The sequence below is a fragment of the Mycobacterium gastri genome (assembly GCF_002102175.1).
In the GTDB taxonomy this organism is placed as follows: domain Bacteria; phylum Actinomycetota; class Actinomycetes; order Mycobacteriales; family Mycobacteriaceae; genus Mycobacterium; species Mycobacterium gastri.
The window spans coordinates 89,068-111,279 of the sequence record NZ_LQOX01000003.1 but is presented as its reverse complement, the minus strand read 5'-3'; the positions used below and the strand labels follow the sequence as shown (position 1 = coordinate 111,279).

Here is a 22,212-nt window from a genome sequence, read left to right as displayed (position 1 = left end):
TCAGCGTGCGTAGTAGTTGGGCGCTTCGACAGTCATGGCGACGTCGTGCGGGTGGCTCTCTTTGAGACCGGCCGCCGTGATCCGGACGAACTGCGCCTGCTGCAGCACTTCGATGGTGGGTGAGCCGGTGTAGCCCATCGCCGCGCGCAGGCCGCCGGTCAGCTGGTGGATCACCGAATTCAGCGGACCGCGGAACGGCACCCGGCCCTCGATCCCCTCGGGCACCAACTTGTCCTCGGAGAGCGCGTCGTCGGCGAAGTAGCGGTCCTTGGAATAGGACTTCGCCGCCGAGCCAGAACCCCTGCCCGCCATGGCTCCCAGCGATCCCATGCCGCGGTAGCTCTTGTATTGCTTGCCGTTGACGAAAATCAGCTCACCGGGTGCTTCGGCGGTGCCGGCCAGCAGCGAACCGAGCATGGTCGTCGACGCGCCCGCGGCCAGCGCCTTGGCGATATCGCCGGAATACTGCAGTCCCCCGTCGGCGATCACCGGCACACCCGCCGGCCGGCACACCGCGACGGCTTCCAGGATCGCGGTGATCTGGGGTGCGCCGACGCCGGCCACCACCCGGGTCGTGCAGATCGAGCCCGGACCCACGCCCACCTTCACCGCGTCGGCACCGGCGTCGACCAGGGCCGCGGCCGCCGACCTGGTGGCGACGTTGCCGCCGACCACATCGACCCGGTCGCCCACCTCGGCCTTGAGCTTGCGGACCATATCGAGCACCAGCCGGTTGTGGGCGTGCGCGGTGTCGACGACCAGCACGTCGACCCCGGCGTCCACCAGCATCATGGCGCGGACCCACGCATCACCGCCGACCCCGACGGCGGCACCGACCAGCAGCCGGCCGTCGCTGTCCTTGGTGGCCAGCGGATGTTGCTCGGTCTTGACGAAATCCTTCACGGTGATCAGGCCGGTCAGCCGGCCCCGCCCGTCCACGACGGGCAGCTTCTCGATCTTGTGCCGGCGCAACAGGCCCAGCGCCGCCGACGCACTGACCCCCTCCTGCGCGGTGATCAGCGGGGCTTTGGTCATCACCTCGGCGACCTGCTTGGCCTGATCGACCTCGAAGCGCATGTCCCGATTGGTGATGATGCCGACCAACGCTCCGTCGTCGTCGACCACCGGCAACCCGGAGATCCGGAACCGGGCGCACAGCGCATCGACCTGGGCCAAGGTGTTGTCCGGTCGGCAGGTGACGGGATCGGTGACCATGCCGGCCTCGGAGCGCTTGACCATTTCGACCTGGCCGGCCTGTTCGGCGACCGGCAGGTTGCGGTGCAGCACGCCCATGCCGCCGGCCCGGGCCATCGCGATCGCCATCCGAGATTCGGTGACGGTGTCCATCGCCGAGCTGACCAGCGGCACCCTCAGCCTGATCTTCTTGGTGAGCTGGCTGGAGGTGTCGGCGGCGGCCGGCACCACATCGGAAGCCGCCGGTAGCAGCAGCACGTCGTCGAAGGTCAGCCCCAGCATGGCAACCTTGTGCGGGTCGTCGCCACCGGTCGGCACCGGGTCACCGGTCAGGCCACCGACATGCGCGTCGCGCACATACGGGCTGCCGACCAGGTCGGAGCTTTCTTCCAGGCGAGACATGCCACGGGACATCGTGGGCCCTCCATACGCATGCGGAGTGAGAAACCCATCCTATCGGCTCCCGCCCAGGTGACGACGCAGGCCGCGAGGCGGGTGAGATGGGGTTGCGGCGCGGCCGGGTCCGACCCGTACGGCGCGCCCACTGAATTTCTGGCGCGATGGCTGCCTGGCTGCGTAGTGTAGAGGGGTGCGCGACCACCTGCCGCCGGGTTTGCCGCCCGATCCGTTTGCCGACGACCCCTGTGACCCGTCGGCGGCGTTGGAGGCCGTCGAGCCCGGTCAGCCCCTCGATCAGCAGGAGCGGCTGGCGGTAGAGGCTGACCTGGCCGACCTCGCCGTCTACGAAGCTCTACTGGCGCACAAGGGGATTCGCGGCCTGGTGGTCTGTTGCGACGAGTGCCAGCAGGACCACTACCACGACTGGGACATGCTGCGCGCCAACCTGCTGCAGCTGCTGATCGACGGCACCGTCCGCCCGCACGAGCCGGCCTACGATCCCGAGCCGGACGCCTACGTCACGTGGGATTACTGCCGCGGATACGCCGATGCGTCGCTCAACGAAGCGACGTCAGACGCGGACGGCTTCCGCCGCCATCACTAGGTGGTCCGCCCGCTGTAGCTCCTTCTAGCCGGGTTCCCCGGCAGGCGCTGGGGATGAGCCGGGGTCTGTTGTGCCCGCAGCCGCAGACACCGGCGTGCTGGTGGGCGGCGGCGACGACGGACTGGTCATCGGCTTCGACGTTGGTGCCGGGCTACCGGTCGACATCTCGGACGTGACCGGACTGGTCGGCGCCGTCGATTCCGGTGCCCCTGATGTCGCTGCCGCCTCGGTGTCGGGAGCCGGCGGGGCCGACGAGGTCACCGGGGAGTCACTCGGGGCAAGGACCCGGGAAAGCACGGACCGGGGCGACGGGGTCGGCGGCAGAGTCGCGTTGGGATCGCGTTTTTCCACCTTGGTGTTCAGCTGGTTCAACTCGTTCAGCAGGTTCTGCCGTCGGCTGCCGTCATTGACGGCCTGCAAGGTGCTGCTGACCTCGGCCAGCTGGGTTTCGGCCTGGTCCCACTGCCCCTGGGCGATCAATTGCTCGACCTTGGCCAGGTCGGCCTTGGCGGACAACACAATCGGGTCGTCGCTGACCCGCGGCTCGTTGAACATCATCGCGTGCAGCCCGTAGAGGGCATCGCCGGGTCGGGCATCGGCGACCAGCGCACCGAACCCACTCAGCGCGAGCAGCGTCGCAGCCACCGATCCTGCCGCTGCCAGCGCGCGGCGAGAGCGCCGGCGCTGCGCGATTCCTTCGATCAGCGCCTCGACGGCCTCATCGGGCGACACCAGTGCACTGGCCGGTGGCCACCGCAAATCGTCGCGCCACTGTCCCAGCAGGGCGGCCAGCGTGTCTTCGTGTGGATCGTCGAGGGTGACGTCGGTGCGGCTGGCGAGCGCGTCGAGGAGTAGCTCGGTGCCGGCCAGTTCGTCCAGGCCGGGCCGATCGAAACCGGAATCACGCATAGTCACCTGCCGCGACAATTTCGTCTTTGAGCCGCTGAAGTGCGCGATGCTGGGCCACCCGGACCGCTCCCGTGGTGCTGCCGACGGCGGCCGCGGTCTCCTCGGCGGATAGGCCGACGACAACACGCAGGATGAGGATCTCCCGTTGCTTGGCCGGCAAGATCTCGAGCAATTCGTTCATCCGGGTCACCGAATCGGCCTCGATGGCAAGCTGTTCGGGGCCGGCGTCGGCCGATCGGCGGTCTGGAACCGCCTCGGCGGGATACGCAAGGTCGCGGCCGGCCGCACGATGAGCGTCCGCGACCTTGTGCGCCGCGATGCCGTAGAGGAAGGCCAGGAACGGGCGCCCTCGGTCCCGATAGCGCGGAAGCGCCGTTATGGTGGCCAAGCACACCTCCTGTGCCACATCGTCTGCTGAGAGGCCACTGCGCTCGATCGTGCCGACTCGCGCCCGGCAATATCGCACCACGATCGGACGGATGGTCTCCAGCACCTCCCGAAGTGCGTTCCGGTCTCCTGCCACGGCCTCCGCAACCACAGCGTCGAGACGTTCCCCTTCAATTGTCATTGACGGCGATATCTCCAACGTTACGAACCGGACACATCCCGGGCTAACTCACGAATTGACAATAACGGTCGAGCGGCGAATCAAGCGGGACGCCAGGTCCCACCGGCGCGCCGTATTTGATCTGCGCAGATATCACGAATTTCGCGCAACTGGCGCGTCGAAAACGTGACACTCCCGATATCGATCAGCAAGCAGGCCAACGCCCAGCGCAGCGGAATCAGATCCAGCCGGCCGGTAGTTGCCATCGCCTCCTCACCCACGCCGCGAGCCCGCTCGGCAGTGCCGGCACTGCACAGCGCCGCCGCCAGCACCACCTCACTTTTGACCTGGTGCCTGGCCGACCCGCCGGCCCGCGCCAACTCGGCCGCTTCCTGCGCGCAGTCCACGGCGGTCGCCGCCTCACCTGAGAACATCGCCAACTCCGCGGCCACCCAGCCACGGCGTACCGCCAGCCGGTTCGCCACGTCGGCCGGCAACCCGGCCGCATCGAGCACCGCGTCCGCACGCGTCAGCAACGTCGCCGAGACGGCGAAGCGGCCGATGCCCAGCGCGTCGGCCGCCAGCCCGATCAGCGCATCGGCGCGGGCCTCCGGATCTGCCTCGGCCAGTGCCATGGCGTGTCCGTCCCAGCCCCGCGCCAGGGTGTGCCAGCCGAGCTGGCGCAGAAAGGACCCGTGGGTGCTGTGCGCCAGCGACGCCAAACGGCCCGCCGGGACGCGGCGTCGCAGCAACTCCAGGTCGGTGTACGCCGAGCCGTAACGACCTTGCCCCCCGGCGGCCACGGCGCGCAGCCACAGCTGGCGTGGCGTCGTCGCCGTCGGCAGCGGCCAACTGCCCGGGCTACTTCCGAAGGCTGCATCGGCCAACCGCGACTCAATCGATTCAATCGCCATGTCGGTCGACGAAGCGTGTCGAGTTTCCTGCATGGTGATAGCTGCACCCTAACCCGAATCCGCTGCTGCAATTGCCACGAGTGTCTCGTGGAGACAGGAGCGGCACCTGCCGGGCCCACGGCGCCGTGGCCGGCGAAATCCCGTGGTGGGTGAATTGAGAATGGGCGCGCACCACGCGCCGGCCACCGATCGCGGAGCGCGACATTAGTGTTTCACTCACCGTGAGCGGTAAAAAGTTTGTGGTTTCTGTGTTACGTACACATTACTCACAGCCATCTCTCGGCAAATTACAGCATGCTCACAGCAGCCCGCTGAGCTGCAAAGATGAGATTTTGAACCGGTTTCGATAGCACGCTTGTCCGTCGCCAAATGCGTGACAGATGAACACCGAGTTAATTCTCGTCCAACGCACAGGTATTTGGTCGCTCCGGCGGGCTATTGACGGAAATTCGGCAGTCCCCCTAGCGTTTAGCGTTGTCTGGTAGTCATCGGTGACTCCTCTGAAGTATCAGTTGCACACCTCGCGCGTTCGCGAACCTAACCTCCACTTGGATGTGCCGTGCAGAGAGGGAATGAGCAATGCCACAGCCGGAGCAGCTACCTGGGCCCAACGCCGACATCTGGAACTGGCAGTTGCAGGGTTTGTGCCGCGGAGTCGACTCATCGATGTTCTTCCATCCCGACGGCGAGCGCGGCCGCGCCCGCATGCTGCGCGAGCAGCGCGCCAAGGAAATGTGCCGCCGCTGCCCGGTGATCGAGCAGTGCCGCTCCCACGCACTCGACGTGGCCGAGCCCTACGGCGTATGGGGCGGCTTGTCCGAATCAGAGCGCGACCTGCTGCTCAAGGGCGGCATTGGGCGCAGCCGGGGGATCCGCCGCTCCGCGTGATGGGCCGCCCGGCTCTGCGGCGGTGATCAGGCGGCGACCGGTCTCCGATAGATCGTGCGCCCCTCTTTGATCGTCTCGACGATCTTGATGTCTTTGATGTCCATCGGGTCGACGGTCAGTGGATTGCTGTCCAGGATCACCAGATCGGCCAGTTTGCCGACCGTGATCGAGCCCTTGGACTGCTCCTCGCGGTACTGATATGCGGCGTTGATGGTGATCGCTTTGAGCGCCTCGAGGGCCGTGACACGCTGATCGGCGCCGATGACTTCGCCGCTGCGGGAGACGCGATTGACCGCCGTCCACACCACGAACAGCTGGTCGAGTGGCGAGACGTTGAAGTCGGTGTGGTTGGTCGGGCGCAGGCCCATGTCGATCGCTGTCCGCATCGGGCTGAGGAAATGCGCCTGTTCCCTGCCGCGCAGCCGGACATGGGTGTCGCCGAAGTAGAACGCGTGCTCGGTGAACAGCGACGGGATCAGGTTGTATTCGACGTACTTGTCGAGCTGGTCGCGCCGCACGAACTGGGAATGGATGACCGTGGTGTGGCGGTCTTTGGAAAGGTCGTCGGCGCCGGCGTATTCGTGCGCCTTGAGCAGGACGTCGATGGCGGCGTCACCGTTGGCGTGGATGTTCAGCGGCACACCGAGGTCGTAGACACGTTTGAACCAGGAGTCGACGGTTTCCTGCGGGAACGGGAGTTCGCCGGTCCAGTTCTGCTGCCCGTCGGGCCCGTCGACGAGGTAGGGGGTGGTGAAGAACGCCGTCCGGCCCTGCGGCGAGCCGTCGAGGGTGACTTTGACGCCACCGAGCTTGACGCGGTTGTGGTAGGTCCCGAATGTGTCGGGCGGATTGTCCTGCAGAACCGCGTCGAGGTCGAGGATGAACGGATAGGCGACGATGTCGATGAGGGTGGCGCCGCCGGCAGCCGCCCGCTGCATCACAGCGATGTCCGCCGCGTGCGTCGCCCCCTCGTGGGCAGTCGTGATACCGGCTGCGGCGTAAAGCATTTGGCCGGCGATGCTCCACTGCACCTCTTGCTCGCGGGTGGGTTTGGGCAGCGAGGCGAAGATCGGCAGAAACGCGGTTTCCATGACCAGGCCGTCGGGTTCGTCCGAGCCGTCCTTGCGCACGATCACCCCGCCCGGCGGCGTGACGGTGCTCGCTGAAATGCCGTACCTGTCCATGGCCGCGGAATTGAGCACGGCGCCGTGCAACGACACGTGCCCAACCATCACCGGGTTGTTCGGGAACTCCTTGTCGAGGTCTTCTCGGTGCAGGGTGCGGCCCTCAGGCATGACCGTCTCGTCGTAGCCGTAGCCCATGATGAGTTCGCCCTCACCGATGTTGCGCGCGTCACGGAAGCGCTTCAGCTCCGCGACGATGGCGTCGACGTCGGCGCCGGGGCCTGCCGGTGGTGCGAACACATTGACCTGGTTGGCCACCGTGAGCGCATTGATGTAGTGACTGTGCGGGTCGATGAAGCCCGGCAGCAGTGTTTTGCCGGCGAGATCGACGGTGCGCGTTCGCGGGCCTTGGTGTTGTTGTACAACGTCGTCGCAAGCCCCGACGGCGACGATGCGACCGTCCTTGATGGCGACTGCTTCGGCCGTCGGCTGCCCGTCGTCAATCGTGACGATGTCACCGTTCAGATAGATGGCGTCAGCTTCGCCAATCATGTTGACCTCCTTCTGATCGTCAGCCATCTTAGTGCGGCATTCACCAATCCGCGCAACTCCGGTTGTCGATGCCGGCTACGCTGATCCGTGAATCATGTTGCGCCACAACATGTTAACTAGGTACTGGCGGCACGCCTGAACGCCGGGCCGGTCGAGCGACTCGGCCGAGGCGGTCTTGTCACCTGCTCCGATCAGCGAATCGCTCCGGTCTGAATTCTGCCAAAAAACCAATATTTGCGTTGCAGTCGGCGTAGCCTGCGTGGCGAGTTACTCGATCCCACGTCGGCACCAGGTCGCTTCGAGAGCTCCGCGTGATATTGACAGGGGGACTGTCGTGTCCAATTTCATGGTGTTGCCGCCGGAGATAAATTCTTTGCTGATGTTCACCGGTGCCGGGTCGGCGCCGATGCTGGACGCGGCAGCGGCCTGGGACGGGCTGGCCTCGGAGTTGGGAACGGCGTCGTCGTCATTCTCGTGGGTGACCTCAGGGTTAGCCATTGAGTCCTGGCAGGGTGCGGCCTCGGCGGCGATGGCGGCTGCGGCCGCCCCGTATGCGAAGCTGCTGAGCGCGGCCTCGGCCCAGGCCGCGGGGGCGGCCGAGCAGGCGCGGACGGTGGCCGGTGCGTTCGAGGCCGCGCGCGCGGCAACCATCCATCCGTTGGCGGTAGCGGCCAACCGCTCGGCGTTCTTACAGCTGATCCGGTCGAACTGGTTGGGGCTCAATGCGCCGGCGATCATGGCCGCCGAGGGCCAGTACGAGCAGATGTGGGCCGCGGATGTGGCCGCGATGGCCGGCTATCACACCGGGGCGTCGGCTGCGGCAGCGCAGTTGCCGAGCGGTCTACAGCAGTTCCTGCAGAACCTGCCCAATTTGGGCGTCGGCAACAAGGGCAACGCCAATGTCGGCAATGGCAACACCGGCAGCGGAAACATCGGCTTCGGAAACAGCGGCGTTGGAAACAGCCAGCTGGTCCCCCCGAAGCCGGGCAACAATAACATCGGCAGCGGAAACAACGGCAACAACAACGTCGGCGCCGGAAACAGCGGCAATGGAAACTTCGGCTTCGGTAACTTCGGCAACGGGAACATCGGCTTCGGAAACGGCGGACCGACCGACTTGTCCAATCCAAACCTGTTCACGTTCTCCCCCACGCCGGGCAACAACAACGTGGGCATGGGTAACACCGGCAACGGCAACTTCGGCTTGGGGAACCTGGGCGTCGGAAACATCGGCGGCGGGAACTACGGCGATCACAACATCGGGTTCGGGCTCAAAGGCAGCAATTTGGTCGGTGTCGGGGGTGCGTATTACGACCTGGCAGCTGGCCAGTTGCATCTTGACGGCCTGAACTCGGGCAGCGGCAACATTGGCTTGTTCAATTCAGGAAACAACAACATCGGCTTCTTCAACTCCGGCAACGGCAATATCGGCCTCTTCAGTGCCGGCACCAATACCGTTTATCCAGGCCACCTCAACAGCTTCGGCTTTGCGAACTCGGGCACCGGCAACCTCGGCTTCGGGAACGCGGGCAGCGGAAACAGCGGCTTCTGGAACTCGGGCCTGCTCAATACCGGCTTCGCGAACGCGGGCTCGATCAATACCGGCGGCTGGAACGGGAACAACCTCAACACCGGCTTTTTCAACTCGGGCTCGGCAAACACCGGCTTTGGCAACTCGGGCCACGTAAACACGGGCTTTTGGAATGCGGGCAATCTGAACACCGGCTTCGGGAGCGCCATAGACCAGGGTCCGGTCGGCTTCGCCGCCACTAGCAACTCGGGATTCTCTAACATCGGTGTCGGAGTCTCGGGGCTTGGAAACACGGCCGCTAACGGCGGTCACGGTATCTCGGGCTTCTTCAACTCGGCCTCCGGCGGCTCGCTTGTCACCGGCGTCAGCTCTGGCTTTTTCAACACCGGTGTCACCGACGTCATTGGCCCCTTCCCAAGCGGCATGGTCAGTGGGTTCAACTCGGGCTTCTTCAACACCGGTCTCGCCAATTCGGGCCTGCTGAGCCTCGGCCGGCTGATCATGTTGGCTACCTGAACGGGTTGGCCCCAATGGCGGGGTAGGCCATAACGCGGCGTGGTCGCCGCAGTCGCGGACCGCACCGTGATCTCGGGTCGTTCGGCGTTCGCTGCCGGGAACCGGGACATCAGTCGTGCACACTTTTGCACCATCCGTTCGCACGAATTGGGACATTGTGACCTTTGGCGAGCGGTGCTGCGGCCTCGATGATGGAGAACACTTCGAGCACCTCAGCTCATTGCGCCCGGCGCTGACGTCGAGGTCCGGCCGAAAGGATCCAGCCGAATGAACACCACGGCAAGCGACGGCAAGTCCAATCCCCGAGTCTTGATTTCCCGCGGGCTGGTTTTCGACGGCAGCGGCACGCCAGGGGTGATCCGCGACATCGCGATCGCCGACGGGGTGGTGATCAACGTGTCCGCGCAGCCGCTGAATCCCGGCAGCTTCGACGAAGTTATCGACGCCGCCGGAAAATGGGTGATGCCAGGCTTTCTGGAGATCCACTCGCACTACGACGCCGAAATTGTCACCGCCCCTGGGCTGCCCGAGTCGGTACGGCACGGGGTGACCACCGTGGTCACCGGTAACTGCTCGTTGAGCATGGTGACCGTGGATGCCGACGATTCGGCGGACCTGTTCGCCCGGGTGGAGGCCATCCCGCATTCGGGCATCAAGACGATTCTGCAGCAGAGCAAGACTTGGAGCACGCCAGGCGAATACCGGCAATGGCTTCAACAGCAGCCACTGGGCCCCAACGTCGCGGCCATGCTGGGTCACAGTGATCTGCGGGTCGGTGTGCTGGGTTTAGAAGCGGCCACGGACAAGCACTTTCAGCCGAGTGACACCCAGATGGCTTCAATGGAGCGCATTCTCGACGACGCTCTGGACGAAGGCTTCCTGGGGTTGTCGACGATGACCACTCGTCGCGACAAGCTGGCCGGTGACCGGGCCTGGGCAGAACCGTTGCCGTCGACGTTCGCGAGGTGGCGCGAATACCGCAGGCTGCACAAGCGGCTGCGCCGACGGGGCCGGATCCTGCAGAGCGCCCCCAACGCCGAGACTCAGGTGAACGTGCTGGCGTTCGCATTGACCGCGTCCGGCATCGGTCGTCGGCCGCTGCGCACCAGCCTGCTGACCGCAATGGACTTCAAGTCCAACCCGATGCTGCACCGGGTGTCGCGCCTGCTGGCGTGGCTGACCAACCGAATTCTTGGCGGCAACTTGCGTTTTCAGGCGCTGCCCGGCCCGATGACGATTTTCGTCGACGGCGTGGATTTCGCGGCCTTCGAGGAGTTCAGCAGCGGTATCGCGCTACGCAAGCTGCGCACCGCCGACGATCAGTACGCGCTGCTGACCGATCCGGAGTTCCGGGCCCAATTCATCAAGGACATGGGCGGATTCATGATGAACGGCCTGTGGAACCGGCGATTCGACGATGCCGTCATCATCGATTGCCCCGATGTCTCGGTGGTGGGTCGCACCTTCCAAGACCTCAGCCGCGAGCGCGGCCAGCACCCCGCCGAGGTATTCCTGGATCTGGCCGCCACCTGGCGGGAGAAGTTGCGATGGTACACCGTCGTGGGCAATCACCGTCCCGACATCGTGCTCGACTTGCTGGCCAGCCCCGGCACCCACATTGGATTCGCCGATTCCGGCGCGCACCTGCGCAGCCTGGCGAACTACAACTTCGGAGTGCGTGCCCTGACGATGGCCAAGCGGGCCGAACAATCGCCGCTCCCCAAGATTACCGTCGGCGAGATGGTGCGCAAGCTGACCTCGGATCTGGCCGACTGGTGGGGCGTCGAGGCCGGTCGCCTGCGCATCGGCGCCCGCGCCGACGTGGTGGTGGTCGACCCCGACGGGCTCACCGACCAGGTCTTCGAGATCACCGAGGCACCCGCCCCCGACGCCTTCGGACTGGACCGCGTGGTCAACCGCAACGACGACGCCGTGCACGCCGTGCTCATCAATGGGCGCACCGCTTACACCCAAACATCTGGGTATGCAACGGATCTCGGCCAGTCTCAGGACTACGGGACGTTTCTGCCGTCCACCCACACCGCACTCAGGTAACGCAGGCCCCACCAGAAGCGACCATAAAAGACCAGAAAAGAGACGTGAGTCCTACGTGGCCGGTTTGCCGCGCCATTGCAGGAGTTCGAGCGCGACGGCGACGTGAACGCTGCTGTGCTCCAGGGGCCGCGGCAGGAGTTGCTCAGCACGCTCGAGTCGACGCAGCAAGGTGTTGCGGTGTGTGTACAGAAGCTTCGTGGTGCGCCCGACGCTGCACTGCTCGTTGATGTAGGTCAGCACCGTCTTGTGCAGCTCGGGGCCGGCCGACTCAAAGTCCCCCAGCGTGTTTTTGATGAATTCCTCTGCGGCTTCCCGGTTTTGGGTGATCAATGCGATCAACTGGACATCGGCGAAAAACGCTACCCGCTGCTGGGATTGCAGCCCGGCCACCATGCGCTGTGTGGTGAGCGCCTCAAGGTGGCTGCGCCGGAAGCCTTCGATTCCCTTCGCGGTGGTGCCGATGGCGATTCGCGCACCGGGTGTGCCCTCGACCGCCCGCCGAACCAGCTCGACATCGAGGACGGACTCGGGCACCCACACCCAACGGGTAGCCGCGCTCGCGATCACCGTCAGTGGCCGCGCAAAACCGGCGGCATCGCCGAAGGCGTCAGCGACGCGATCGAGCTGGCTGAGGTCGCCGTCGGGTTCGTCGCTCCAGATGACCGCGCCGATGTGGGCGCGGTTCAGGGCGTAGCCCAATCGCGCTTCGGCGCGCTGGCGGCTGATCGGTGCGCCGTCGAGGATCAGCGCGGTGACTTCCCGGCGCTCGGCGTGGGTGCCGCGCGCCAATTCGTCGCGCTCCCGTTGCACCTGAGCGGCGATACCGGCAGCCGTGGCATCGATGAAATTGCTGACGGACCGGAAGGACACGTCGAGCAGCTCGCGCAGCTCGTCGGGGTCGGAGGCGAGCGTGAAGGCGATATCCATCCAGAGCCGCCAGCCCACGGTCAGTGCCGGGCGGAAAGTGAACGGCTCCAGGCCACGGCGTGCCATGTCCCGGGCGATACTCAGCGGCTCGGGGCCCACATTGGGCGGCACCGGAGCGCCCGGGTTGCTGACATTCGCCGCGGCCCAATGCATCAGGCTGGAGCGAATGCTTCGTCGGGCGGCCGCTGCCAGAACGGGATCGTCGGCTATCGACGGGTTGGCCGCCATAGTTTGCCGGTCATATTCGTCAAACCATTCCGGGGGAGCGTTGAGGACGATCCGCGCTCCCTGCCGGATCATCTCGCACACCTGCGGCGACGGACTTTGCCATACCACCCATACACCCTAGACCGGAATGCACACTTTTGCACCATTCATAGGCCGAATTGGGAGGTTTAGCCCTTGGACGGCAACGGCCCGATAACGATGATGGATCACAGATCGTCGGCAGCCATAGCCGTCTGCGGCGGTGGTGAGCAACTTGCCGGGCACCGGCGCGGCGACGAGCGCGCATTGTGTGATGGCGGCCGCTCCGCCACCGAGGTCATTCCGACCGCCGCCGAGTATTCCAATATGGGGAAACATGAAAACCACATCACTTCCGCTGCACCATTCTGGCGGTGCGACGAAATCGCCGGACCAAGCCAAGCTACTCGGCCGCGTCCTTCCGGCCGGCCCACTCGGATACGGCTGGATCGGACTGCATTATCCGGTTAACCCGTACCCGTTAGCACCGCACATTCAAAATGCGGTGATCGAAGCGGTCAGAACTCAAATCGCAGCCATCAACAACTATCCCGACAGTGACACGAGTGTATTACGAACGAAGTTGGCGGGATACGTTGCCGACCACGCACGCATCGCCGTGACTCATGAAAACATCTGGGTAGCCAATGGCTGTAACGAAGTATTAAGGCAGATCTTTCGCACATTCGCCGGGCCGGGGGGAACCGTACTCGGTCTGGAACCGTCGTACAGATATTTCCCGGTCATCGCGGAAGCCGCCGGCACACAATGGAGTAGCGTACCGACACGCACTTTCCCGCAGCGAGACATAGACGCGGCCCTCACCGCTATAGGAAAATGCCAGCCCGACGTCGTGGTCATCGCAAGCCCGAACAATCCCAGCGGCGACAGTTTCAGCATAGACATGTTCGAGGAAGTACTTCACCGGTTGCGCTCAGGAATACTGGTTATCGATGAAACATACATCGAAATGTCAACGAAAGACAGCGCGGTCCAACTGATACACCGGTACCCGGAGAAGGTGGTGCTCTGCCGGACCCTGAGCAAGGCGTTCACTTTCGCCGGCGGCAGGTTAGGCTACATGATAGCTGGTCCCCAGATTATTAATGCGCTGCGTGCAACACAGCTTCCGTATCACGTGTCATCCATAACACAAGCCGCGGCGGCTGTGATCATAGATCGCGCCGACGAGATCCTGGCTAAGGTCCCCGAACTCCTGCTGGAGTGTGAGCGGATGGTCGCCTATCTACAACGCGAAGGGTTCGACATTCCCCACAGCGACGCCCACTTCTTTCTCATGGGGAAATTCAAAGACGCGCACGCGGTCTGGGAAGCCTATGCAGACATCGGCATCGTGCTCGGCGACGTAGGTTTACCGCACTATCTACGCGTTTCCGCCGGTTTGCCGCACGAAAACGACCAGTTTCTGGAGGCAACCAGCAATTTGCTCGATCTCGGCAAGATCGCTTTGTAGTTAGGAAGATGTCGTGAACGCTCCACAGTTGTTATTGACCCGCGGACCGGGTGACTATCACGGCGGACCGCTGCCGGCCTATCGACGTCCGAATATCCCGGAAATACGGCCCACCGCCATATCGCGGCGGCCGTCCGTAGCAATAGTTATCCCAGCCTATAACGAGGAGCGAATTATCGGCAGATGCCTGGAATCGTGCATCGCCCAGACATCCGCGCCGGACGAAATCATCGTGGTCAACAACAAATCGACCGACGACACCCTGGCAGTGGTACGCCGATATCAAAGACACCACCGGCAGCTAAACATCCGCCTGCTCGAGCAGAATGAGCATCAAGGACTCATCCCGACGCGCAACCACGGATTCGACCATGCGTGCAGCGATGTCATCGGCCGCATCGACGCCGATACCTTCATCGCCACTGACTGGGTGGAGACAATTCGGCGCCGATTTACCGACCCCACCGTGGACGCGGCGACCGGTCCGGTTTTCTATCACGACATGCCCCTGCGAAGGCTGGCTTTCTGGGGAGACCACCGGATTCGCAGCTACTTGCGGCGCCACTCAACGGATCAGCGGTTTCTTCTGGGCGCCAACATGGCAATCCGGGGCTCGGCGTGGCGGGCGGTCCGTCAGCTGGCCCATCGGGATCTCGAGGATCAACTGCACGAAGATATCGATCTTGCTCTGACGCTGTTCAAGAATGACTTCGAGATTGCCTACGAGCCGGCAATGATCGCAGGCATATCGGGCCGGCGGTTGGAATCTCCGGTACGCGACTTTTACCGATATATCACGCGTTATACCAGGACAACAAAAGCTCATGGCGTCAAGAGCTGGACCGCGCTGCTGACGATGGTCATTCTGCTGCTGGTGTATTTGACGTTCCGGCCGGTGCGGTTTTTCTACGACGTCGAAAACAATCGATTCACATTATCGAAGCTGCGCGCCAAGCTTGGCCGGACAGCCACGACGCCGCCGTTCGGGCGCAGGGACGCAGCGACGGCAGGGCACACTGCGGAACAACGCGTGGCCGACAGTGTCGGGACCGGCATTTGGGCGGGGCCGATAGTCCTAAGCAAGCCAACATATTTGGGGTCCTTGCCATGAGACCTGGGTAGTGGCACGGACTCCGGCATGAACCGGAAATCACCCTAGCGCCGCGCGGTAGGCGACGTAGCGGTAATGAATCGCAGTGGGGCGCAACGGGTTGGTAGCCGCGGCCGGACAGGCCACATCGAGCGTGACAACGAAGTCCGAGGATTCCTGCAACCGGACCAGACACCGCAGGGGCGTGGGCACAGGCCTGCGGCATCCGCGGGCGGCGACCACGTCGGCGCCGATCGCGCGGTGTGCGCACACTTTTGCACCATCCGTCGACTTGGGTTGGGTCATTTCACCCTTGGGCGGCGGTGCTGTGGTCTCGATCATAGAGAGCACTTGGCCTGTACACGGCCAGTTCAGGGACCAGCTCACAGGTCAACTCAGAGGGAGGTAAGCGCATGTCTTTCGTGACCACTCAGCCACCGGCGCTGGTGGCCGCAGCAGCCGATTTGCTGGGTATCGGCTCGGCGATGAACGCGCACAACGCGGCCGCGACAGCCACGACCACCGCGGTCGTGCCACCCGCTGCCGACGAGGTTTCCGCGCTGATCGCCGCTCAGTTCGCCGCGCACGCCGTCCTGTACCAGGAGATCAGCGCCCACGCCGCGGCCATTCACGACCAGTTGGTGACCACGTTGGGCACCAGCGCCGCCTCGTACGGCGCCGCCGAAGCCGCCAACACCGCTGCGTTCGGCTGAGCGGGGGGGCCGCGATGGACTACGCAGTTTTGCCGCCGGAGATCAACTCCGCGCGCATGTATGCCGGAGTAGGTTCCGGGCCGCTACTGGCTGCGGCGGCGGCCTGGGATGGCCTGTCCGCCGAGTTATACTCCACCGCCGCTCGGTGCTGGTCGGTGATCTCGGGGCTTGTTGGCGGGCCCTGGCAGGGTGCGGCATCGGTGGCGATGGCGACCGCGACCGCCCCCTACCTGGCGTGGCTGAACGTCACGGCCGGGCAGGCCGAGGCGACCGCCGGGCAGGCCACCGCAGCCGCAGCCGCCTACCATGCGGCGTTCGCGATGACGGTGCCGCCGGCGGAGGTCGCGGCCAACCGCGCGCTGCTGATGGCGCTGGTAGCGACCAACGTCCTGGGCCAGAACACTCCGGCGATCGCGGCCACCGAGGCCCACTACGCCACGATGTGGGCCCAAGACGCCGCCGCGATGTACGGCTACGCCGCCGCCGCGGCGGCCGCAACCCGATTGACCCCGTTCGCCGTAGCGCCGGAGGTCGCCCACGCGGCCGGCCGGACGGCCAGTCAAGCGGTCGCCAGCAACGCGGTGAAGTTGTCACAGTTGATCACCGCCGTGCCGTCGCTGCTGAAGTGGTTTACCCTCCGTCCGCTGGTCGCCGGCGCGGTGACGGTTGAAGAAGGAATGCTGACCCCGGTCGAGGTCGTCATGGGCAGTACGTCGGCGACGATGTCCATCACGTCGGTCCTGAGGTCGTTCATGTCGATGGGGCAGGTCGCCGCACAGGCCGCGGGACCGCTGGCGCAGGCGGTCACCAGCTTTCCGATCAAGATGCCGGGTCTGGGCCGGGCCGGTATGGTGTCGGCGGGTATGGGCCGGGCCGGTTCGATCGGGGCATTGTCGGTACCACACAGTTGGGGCGCCGCAGCCCCGAACATCAGCCACGCCGCCACGGCATTGCCGAACACCGGGCTTGCGTCCACTTCCCAGATTGCACCGGATGCAGCAGCCCCCATGCTGGGCGGTCTGCCAGCGGCGGGCAGAACCGCCAACACGAGCAGCGCTAGCGCATCCCGATACGGCCTTGCGCAGCGCTTCGTGATCGTCGGCTCGCCCGCCGCCGGTTAACCCGACTCGCCCCACACGTCAAAACGGAGGAACCCCCATGGCTGCGCTCTACACGCAAACCCCGTCGGCCCAGGACAAGCTGACGTTCGCCCAATGGATGACCGTGCTGGCCATGGGTCTGGGCTTCGCCATCACCGGCGTCGACCCGGCTATCTTCTCCAGCAGCCTGGTGCCGGTGCGCGAGGGCCTGCATATGAGTACCGCCGCCGCCGGATTCACCGCGAGTCTGGCCACGCTGACTCTGGCCGCGACCATCCTCGGCGCCGGCACGCTGGGCGACATCTACGGCAAACGCCGGATGTATCTACTGGGCCTGGCCGGCGTGATCGTCAGCGGTCTGCTCGCTGCGCTCTCGCCCAACGCGGTGATCCTGATGATCACCCGTGCGCTGACCGGTGTGGGTTTCGCCTTTCTGCTGGGGCTTTCCCTGGCAATCATCAACGCCGTCTTCCCGCCCGCACAGCGAGGCAAGGCCATCAGCCTCTTCCTCGGAACCGCATTCCTGGCCGGGGCGCCGCTACCACTGATCGGCGACATCCTGGTCGAGTCGCTGGGGTGGCGCTGGGCTTTGGTCGTCGCCCCGGCCGCGGCGTTGATCACCATCCCCATCACGCTGCGCTTCGTCCCCGAGACATTCCGCATCCAGGGCCGCCGGATCGACTACCCCGGCATCGGCGCGGCCGGCCTCATGATGGTCAGCCTCGTTTACGGACTGTCCCGCCTCGCTCATGGCCCCGGCGCGGCCATGCCGCCGCTGCTGATCGGGCTGGCCGCCGGAGTCTTCTTCGTCTGGTGGGAGCAGCACACCGACCAGCCGGCTCTGAACCTGCGGATCTTCCGGGCCGGCCCCTTCAACGCCGCGGTCATCACCGGATTGGCCTTCAACTTCCTGCTGGCCGGCCGGGTGCTCCTGCTGGGCTACTACACCACGGTGGTCCGCGGGTTTTCACCGACGGTGCTGGGCCTACTGCTGGTGCTGGCCGCCGCGGTGCAAGCGCCCGCGGCCGTCCTGGGCGGTCGCATGATGATCCGGACTTCGCCACGTACCACCATGCTGTGGGGTCTCGGACTGCTCACCCTGGCCAGCTGCATGTTCGCCACCTTCGGGGTGAGCACATCCCTGCCGGTGATCGGCGTGGGGGTGGTGACATTGAGCGTCGGGGTTGCCATGGTTGAGCCCCCGCAAGCCAGCATCATGATGAGCTATGCCCCGCCGGGGCTGGAGGGTTCGGTGTCGGCGGTCAAACCGGGGGCCGGCCAATCCTTCTACTCCCTGGGTCCCACCGTTGTCACCCTGCTCACGACCACGTTCTACGCCGCACGAGCCCGGGAGCGGCTCGCCGGCACGGGTGTCTCTCCCGCTCAAGCCGCCAACGCCTTGGAAGCGTCGCGCTCGAACGGCGGGGGTCACCTCGGCGGCCTCGCAACTCTCAATCCGGATTTGGTGCATCGGGTTTTGGCAGACACCCAGGAGCTCATTGCCTCGGCATTGCGCACCACCAGCCTGGCCATGGCACTGATACCGCTGGCCGCGGCGGTCGCCGTCTGGGTGCTGCTCCCACGGAATCGAGCAGATCAGAACGCATGACGGGTGATGCGTTGGGCGCACCGGTCGAATTCCACACCCGCGAGCAGATCCTGGCGCGGTTCGGCCCGGAGGGGCTCACCTCGTATGCGCCCGCCTACGGCGGCGTCGGCATGGTTACCGACGACACTCAAATGACGCTGTTCACCGCCGAAGGACTGCTGCGGTACTGGGTTCGCGGAAGTAGGCGGGGCGTGTCGACGTATACCGGTGTCACGGCCAACGCCTATCTGCGGTGGCTGCACACCCAGGGTGGATCTCCCGTGCACCGAGTCGGGATCGGCGAGCCATTCGGTGAAGGGCAGCCGGGCTGGCTCTACCAGCAGCGCAGGTTGCACAGCCAACACGCGCCGGGCAATACCTGCGTCTCGGCGCTTCGCGGGATGCGCCGCCTCGGCGACCCCGCGAACAACCACAGTAAGGGCTGCGGCGGTGTCATGCGGGTGGCTCCGGTAGGGCTGTTTGTCTCGCGGCGGCCCGAAGCGACCCTGCACCAGGCGTTCCAGATCGGTACCGAACTTGCCGCCCTGACTCATGGTCCCCACGGGCTCGTTGTCGGCCGGGGTCTTCTCGGCACTCATCTACCAGCTGGTCCGCGGAATACCGCTGGCGGAGGCACTGCCGGAGGCCAAACGCATCCTCGCCGAGTTCGGTGACCACGCCGAAACCCTCACCGCGGTCGAGGCCGCCCAGGCTGCCGCCGGTCGGGGCGGGCCCCGCCATGCGGCCCATGAGGCCATTGCCGGGTTGGGGCAGGGTTGGGTGGCCGAGGAGGCGACTAGACCCCTTCCATCGCTTCGCCGAGTTCCTCTAGCGCCACGTGTCACCGGTAGGCGTCGCTGCGCTTGGCCACGTTGAATACCGTCACCTCACCGGCGACGTCGTCGATGGAGTACACCACGCGATATTGCCCGAAGCGAGCACGCCAATCACGCTGACTCCCAACGAGTTTCTTCGCGTTGACGGGTCGCGGATCGTGGGACAGACCGATTATCAGCTGCAGAGCTGTTTCCAATTCAGCACGCGCAAGCCGCTGCAACTGCTTGAGTACATCAGGGTGGAACGAAATTCTCATCCGGCCGCGAACGCGTCCGCGCCGACACCGAGCTCGTCGAGCATCTCTGCCAGAGGCACCGCACGAAACGGGTTGGCCCGTAGCTCGCGCAGCCTAAGGGCGTCGACGACATCAGCGTGCTCATGCAGCCGCTCATAGTCGGCCAAGCTGATGATCACGGCCACCTCGGTACCACTGTCGGTGATAATGGCTTCTTCGCCTGTCGAGGCCACCGCCCGCACAACCGCTCCCAGGCTTTTGCGAAGATCCCGCAAGCTATGAGTACTCATGTGTACATATGTTACACACTGCTCCAGAATGTGGCAGCGGCCCTGATCAATGGGCAAGGCACGCGCGTCGCCGAAAAACACCCCCGGTCTGTGAGGACCGGGGGCGCTCCGCATTGCTTACTCAGTGATGGTGGTGGTGGCCATGACCGTGGCCGTGGTCGTGCTCCTCCGCATTGGCGGGCTTGTCGACAATTGCGGTCTCGGTGGTGAGCACCATCCGGGCCACCGATGCGGCGTTGAGCACCGCGGAGCGGGTCACCTTGACCGGGTCGACGACACCGTCGGCGGCCAGGTCGCCATAGGTCAGCGTGCTGGCGTTCAACCCGTGTCCGGCGGGCAACTCGCTGACCTTGCTGACGGCGACCGCGCCGTCCAGCCCGGCGTTGGTAGCGATCCAGTACAGCGGCGCGGCGAGGGCCTCGGAGAACACGTCGACGCCGATCGCCTCGTCGCCGGACAGTGACGCGCGCAGGTCCTTCAGCGCCTGGCGGGCCTGGATCAGCGCGGAGCCGCCCCCGGCCACGATGCCCTCCTCGAGGGCAGCCTTGGCGGCAGCGACCGCGTCCTCGACGCTTTCCTTGCGTTCCTTGAGCTCCGTCTCGGTGGCGGCACCCACCTTGATGACGGCCACCCCGCCGGCCAACTTGGCCAGCCGCTCGCCCAACTTCTCGCGATCCCAATCGGAGTCGCTTCGCTCGATCTCGCCGCGCAGCAGATTGACCCGGGCCGCGACCGCTTCCGGAGCGCCGCCGCCGTCGACGATGATGGTCTGGTCCTTGCTGACCACCACCCGACGGGCCGAGCCCAACACCTCCAGGCCCACTTCCCGCAGCACCAGGCCGGCGTCGGGATTGACCACCTCGGCGCCCGTCACCGCCGCCAGATCCTGCAGGAACGCCTTGCGCCGGTCGCCGAAGTACGGCGACTTCACCGCGACCGCTCGCAGCGTCTTGCGGATGGAGTTGACGACCAGCGTCGCCAGCGCCTCGCCCTCGACGTCCTCGGCGATGATCACCAGCGGCTTGCCGGCTTCGGCGACCTTCTCCAGCAGCGGCAGCAGGTCCGGCAGCGAGCTGATCTTCTCCTGGTGCAACAGGATCACCGCGTCTTCGAGGACGGCCTCCTGCGAGTCGAAGTCGGTGACGAAGTACGCCGACAAAAAGCCCTTGTCAAAGCCGACACCCTCGGTGAACTCCAGCTCGGTGGTCAGCGTCGAGGATTCCTCGACGCTGACCACGCCGTCGGCGCCGACCTTGGTCATCGCCTCGCCCACCAGCTCACCGATCTGCTCGTCGCGCGAGGACACCGTGGCCACCTGCGCGATGGCGTCCTTGCCCGATACCGGCGTGGCCGCCGCGAGCAGCGCCTCGGACACCGCGTCGGCAGCCTTGCCGATGCCGGCGCCGAGCGCGATCGGGTTGACACCCGCAGCGACCAGCCGCAGGCCGGCCTTGAGCAGAGCTTGGGCCAGCACGGTGGCGGTGGTGGTGCCGTCGCCGGCCACGTCGTTGGTCTTGGTGGCCACAGATTTCACCAGCTGGGCGCCCAGGTTCTCGAAGGGGTCCGCCAGGTCGATCTCACGCGCGACGGTGACGCCGTCGTTGGTGATGGTGGGTCCGCCGAAGGACTTGGCCAACACCACGTGCCGACCACGCGGGCCCAACGTCACCCTTACCGTGTCGGCGAGCTTGTCCGCGCCCGCCTCCATGGCGCGACGCGCGATTTCGTCGTACTCAATAAGCTTGCTCATCAGGTTCCTTCCGCCGGGCAATGTCCACTACGGCGTCCACTAAGGCGTCCACTACGGTCTCGGCTGCTAACGCGAGCCGCCCCGGAAATCACCCGTGGCCGAGCACGGGGATCGCCGGGGCGGAACACGGTTCTGCTACTTGGAAACGACAGCCAGCACGTCGCGTGCCGACAGGATCAGGTATTCCTCGCCGTTGTACTTGATCTCGGTGCCGCCGTACTTGCTGTAGATGACGGTGTCGCCCTCGGCGACGTCCAGCGGGATTCGCTTCTCGCCATCCTCGTCCCACCGGCCGGGGCCGACAGCGACGACGGTGCCCTCCTGGGGCTTCTCCTTAGCGGTGTCGGGAATGACCAGACCGGATGCGGTCGTGGTCTCGGCCTCGTTGGCCTGCACGAGAATCTTGTCCTCGAGTGGCTTGATGTTCACCTTCGCCACGATTGGAGCCCTCCACTATTGGGTCGGGTCCGGGTTCAGCCCCGGACCGGAGTTGGCGGTCGGTCCGGGGCTTGCCCCGGAACCGTCCGAATTACCAGGTGATTCGGCATTCTTCCGTGCCCTCGCGCCGTCGTCGCGGGTGCCGGCAACAGGGGTCGTCCGACTGCCACCTAGCACTCTATACATGAGAGTGCTAGCACTCAAGGGCACCCCGGTGCTTCTGCGTGTTGGCGTCGTGGAGGCTGCCGACACCGAGATTGCCGCCATGGTTGTGATCGGCGCACCAACCCC

21 protein-coding genes are annotated in these 22,212 nt (G+C 65.3%); 10 read left to right on the top strand and 11 right to left on the bottom strand.

The window, feature by feature from the left end:
• The gene (gene guaB, locus AWC07_RS00640; RefSeq protein ID WP_036411073.1) at window positions 1-1,608 is read right to left on the bottom strand and encodes an IMP dehydrogenase; all 1,608 of its coding nucleotides are present in this window, start codon (window positions 1,606-1,608) and stop codon (window positions 1-3) included.
• A gap of 175 nt (window positions 1,609-1,783) precedes the next feature.
• On the opposite strand from guaB, the gene AWC07_RS00635 reads away from it, so the two are divergent.
• The gene (locus AWC07_RS00635) at window positions 1,784-2,197 is read left to right on the top strand and encodes a DUF5319 domain-containing protein (protein ID WP_036411072.1); all 414 of its coding nucleotides are present in this window, start codon (window positions 1,784-1,786) and stop codon (window positions 2,195-2,197) included.
• 24 nt (window positions 2,198-2,221) lie between these two features.
• On the opposite strand, the gene AWC07_RS00630 is transcribed toward AWC07_RS00635, so the two are convergent.
• The 3 genes from AWC07_RS00630 to AWC07_RS00620 form a co-directional block, all read right to left on the bottom strand.
• Window positions 2,222-3,106, bottom strand: coding sequence for an anti-sigma-D factor RsdA (locus AWC07_RS00630; protein WP_085104906.1), 885 nt, complete (start codon window positions 3,104-3,106; stop codon window positions 2,222-2,224).
• On the bottom strand, window positions 3,099-3,674 hold the full coding sequence (gene sigD / locus AWC07_RS00625) for an ECF RNA polymerase sigma factor SigD (RefSeq protein WP_084293636.1): 576 nt from the start codon (window positions 3,672-3,674) through the stop codon (window positions 3,099-3,101). Before sigD ends, AWC07_RS00630 begins: the two co-directional genes overlap by 8 nt.
• A gap of 80 nt (window positions 3,675-3,754) precedes the next feature.
• Entirely contained in the window at window positions 3,755-4,600 is an 846-nt protein-coding gene (locus AWC07_RS00620; RefSeq protein ID WP_051508127.1) for a hypothetical protein, read from the bottom strand.
• 546 nt (window positions 4,601-5,146) lie between these two features.
• Between AWC07_RS00620 and AWC07_RS00615 the strand changes: the two genes are divergently transcribed.
• On the top strand, window positions 5,147-5,455 hold the full coding sequence (locus tag AWC07_RS00615; RefSeq protein ID WP_036416346.1) for a WhiB family transcriptional regulator: 309 nt from the start codon (window positions 5,147-5,149) through the stop codon (window positions 5,453-5,455).
• Between the two features lie 26 nt (window positions 5,456-5,481).
• On the opposite strand, the gene AWC07_RS00610 is transcribed toward AWC07_RS00615, so the two are convergent.
• A complete protein-coding gene (locus tag AWC07_RS00610; RefSeq protein ID WP_036419120.1) occupies window positions 5,482-7,131 on the bottom strand; it encodes an amidohydrolase in 1,650 nt (549 codons plus the stop codon).
• A gap of 334 nt (window positions 7,132-7,465) precedes the next feature.
• On the opposite strand from AWC07_RS00610, the gene AWC07_RS00605 reads away from it, so the two are divergent.
• Together AWC07_RS00605 and AWC07_RS00600 are read left to right on the top strand one after the other, a co-directional pair.
• The gene (locus AWC07_RS00605; protein ID WP_036419113.1) at window positions 7,466-9,178 is read left to right on the top strand and encodes a PPE family protein; all 1,713 of its coding nucleotides are present in this window, start codon (window positions 7,466-7,468) and stop codon (window positions 9,176-9,178) included.
• A 267-nt stretch (window positions 9,179-9,445) separates the two neighbouring features.
• Window positions 9,446-11,233, top strand: a complete 1,788-nt coding sequence (locus tag AWC07_RS00600; RefSeq protein ID WP_051508251.1) for an N-acyl-D-amino-acid deacylase family protein — start codon at window positions 9,446-9,448, stop codon at window positions 11,231-11,233.
• Between the two features lie 51 nt (window positions 11,234-11,284).
• Here AWC07_RS00600 and AWC07_RS00595 read toward each other — a convergent pair whose 3' ends face one another.
• Window positions 11,285-12,496, bottom strand: coding sequence for an Rv1453 family transcriptional regulator (locus AWC07_RS00595; RefSeq protein ID WP_085104905.1), 1,212 nt, complete (start codon window positions 12,494-12,496; stop codon window positions 11,285-11,287).
• A gap of 247 nt (window positions 12,497-12,743) precedes the next feature.
• Between AWC07_RS00595 and AWC07_RS00590 the strand changes: the two genes are divergently transcribed.
• Together AWC07_RS00590 and AWC07_RS00585 are read left to right on the top strand one after the other, a co-directional pair.
• Window positions 12,744-13,880: an aminotransferase class I/II-fold pyridoxal phosphate-dependent enzyme gene (locus AWC07_RS00590; RefSeq protein WP_167379989.1), complete on the top strand. Its 1,137-nt coding sequence runs from the start codon at window positions 12,744-12,746 to the stop codon at window positions 13,878-13,880.
• 13 nt (window positions 13,881-13,893) lie between these two features.
• Window positions 13,894-14,991, top strand: a complete 1,098-nt coding sequence (locus AWC07_RS00585; RefSeq protein WP_051508302.1) for a glycosyltransferase family 2 protein — start codon at window positions 13,894-13,896, stop codon at window positions 14,989-14,991.
• 39 nt (window positions 14,992-15,030) lie between these two features.
• Here the strand turns inward: AWC07_RS00585 and AWC07_RS00580 are convergent, their stop codons facing one another.
• Window positions 15,031-15,312, bottom strand: a complete 282-nt coding sequence (locus AWC07_RS00580) for a hypothetical protein (RefSeq protein ID WP_036420087.1) — start codon at window positions 15,310-15,312, stop codon at window positions 15,031-15,033.
• Window positions 15,313-15,383: 71 nt separating this feature from the next.
• Between AWC07_RS00580 and AWC07_RS00575 the strand changes: the two genes are divergently transcribed.
• The 4 genes from AWC07_RS00575 to AWC07_RS00560 are packed head-to-tail and all read left to right on the top strand — an operon-like array spanning window position 15,384 to window position 19,045.
• Window positions 15,384-15,683 carry a PE family protein gene (locus AWC07_RS00575; protein WP_036420086.1) on the top strand — a complete coding sequence of 100 codons (300 nt, stop codon included), beginning with the start codon at window positions 15,384-15,386 and terminating at the stop codon, window positions 15,681-15,683.
• A gap of 14 nt (window positions 15,684-15,697) precedes the next feature.
• Entirely contained in the window at window positions 15,698-16,804 is a 1,107-nt protein-coding gene (locus AWC07_RS00570) for a PPE family protein (RefSeq protein ID WP_036420085.1), read from the top strand.
• Between the two features lie 37 nt (window positions 16,805-16,841).
• Window positions 16,842-18,392 carry an MFS transporter gene (locus AWC07_RS00565; RefSeq protein WP_051508301.1) on the top strand — a complete coding sequence of 517 codons (1,551 nt, stop codon included), beginning with the start codon at window positions 16,842-16,844 and terminating at the stop codon, window positions 18,390-18,392.
• Window positions 18,389-19,045 (top strand): ADP-ribosylglycohydrolase family protein, encoded by a 657-nt coding sequence (locus tag AWC07_RS00560; protein WP_051508300.1) that lies wholly within the window; start codon window positions 18,389-18,391, stop codon window positions 19,043-19,045. Before AWC07_RS00565 ends, AWC07_RS00560 begins: the two co-directional genes overlap by 4 nt.
• Window positions 19,046-19,212: 167 nt before the next feature.
• On the opposite strand, the gene AWC07_RS00555 is transcribed toward AWC07_RS00560, so the two are convergent.
• The 4 genes from AWC07_RS00555 to groES form a co-directional block, all read right to left on the bottom strand.
• Complete coding sequence (locus AWC07_RS00555; protein ID WP_036420084.1) at window positions 19,213-19,464, bottom strand: type II toxin-antitoxin system RelE family toxin; 252 nt, start codon at window positions 19,462-19,464, stop codon at window positions 19,213-19,215.
• The gene (locus AWC07_RS00550; RefSeq protein ID WP_036420083.1) at window positions 19,461-19,733 is read right to left on the bottom strand and encodes a type II toxin-antitoxin system Phd/YefM family antitoxin; all 273 of its coding nucleotides are present in this window, start codon (window positions 19,731-19,733) and stop codon (window positions 19,461-19,463) included. Before AWC07_RS00550 ends, AWC07_RS00555 begins: the two co-directional genes overlap by 4 nt.
• 121 nt (window positions 19,734-19,854) lie before the next feature.
• A complete protein-coding gene (gene groL / locus AWC07_RS00545) occupies window positions 19,855-21,483 on the bottom strand; it encodes a chaperonin GroEL (RefSeq protein WP_036420082.1) in 1,629 nt (542 codons plus the stop codon).
• Between the two features lie 135 nt (window positions 21,484-21,618).
• Window positions 21,619-21,921, bottom strand: coding sequence for a co-chaperone GroES (groES, locus tag AWC07_RS00540; RefSeq protein WP_003418028.1), 303 nt, complete (start codon window positions 21,919-21,921; stop codon window positions 21,619-21,621).
• Between the last annotated feature and the right edge of the window lie 291 nt (window positions 21,922-22,212).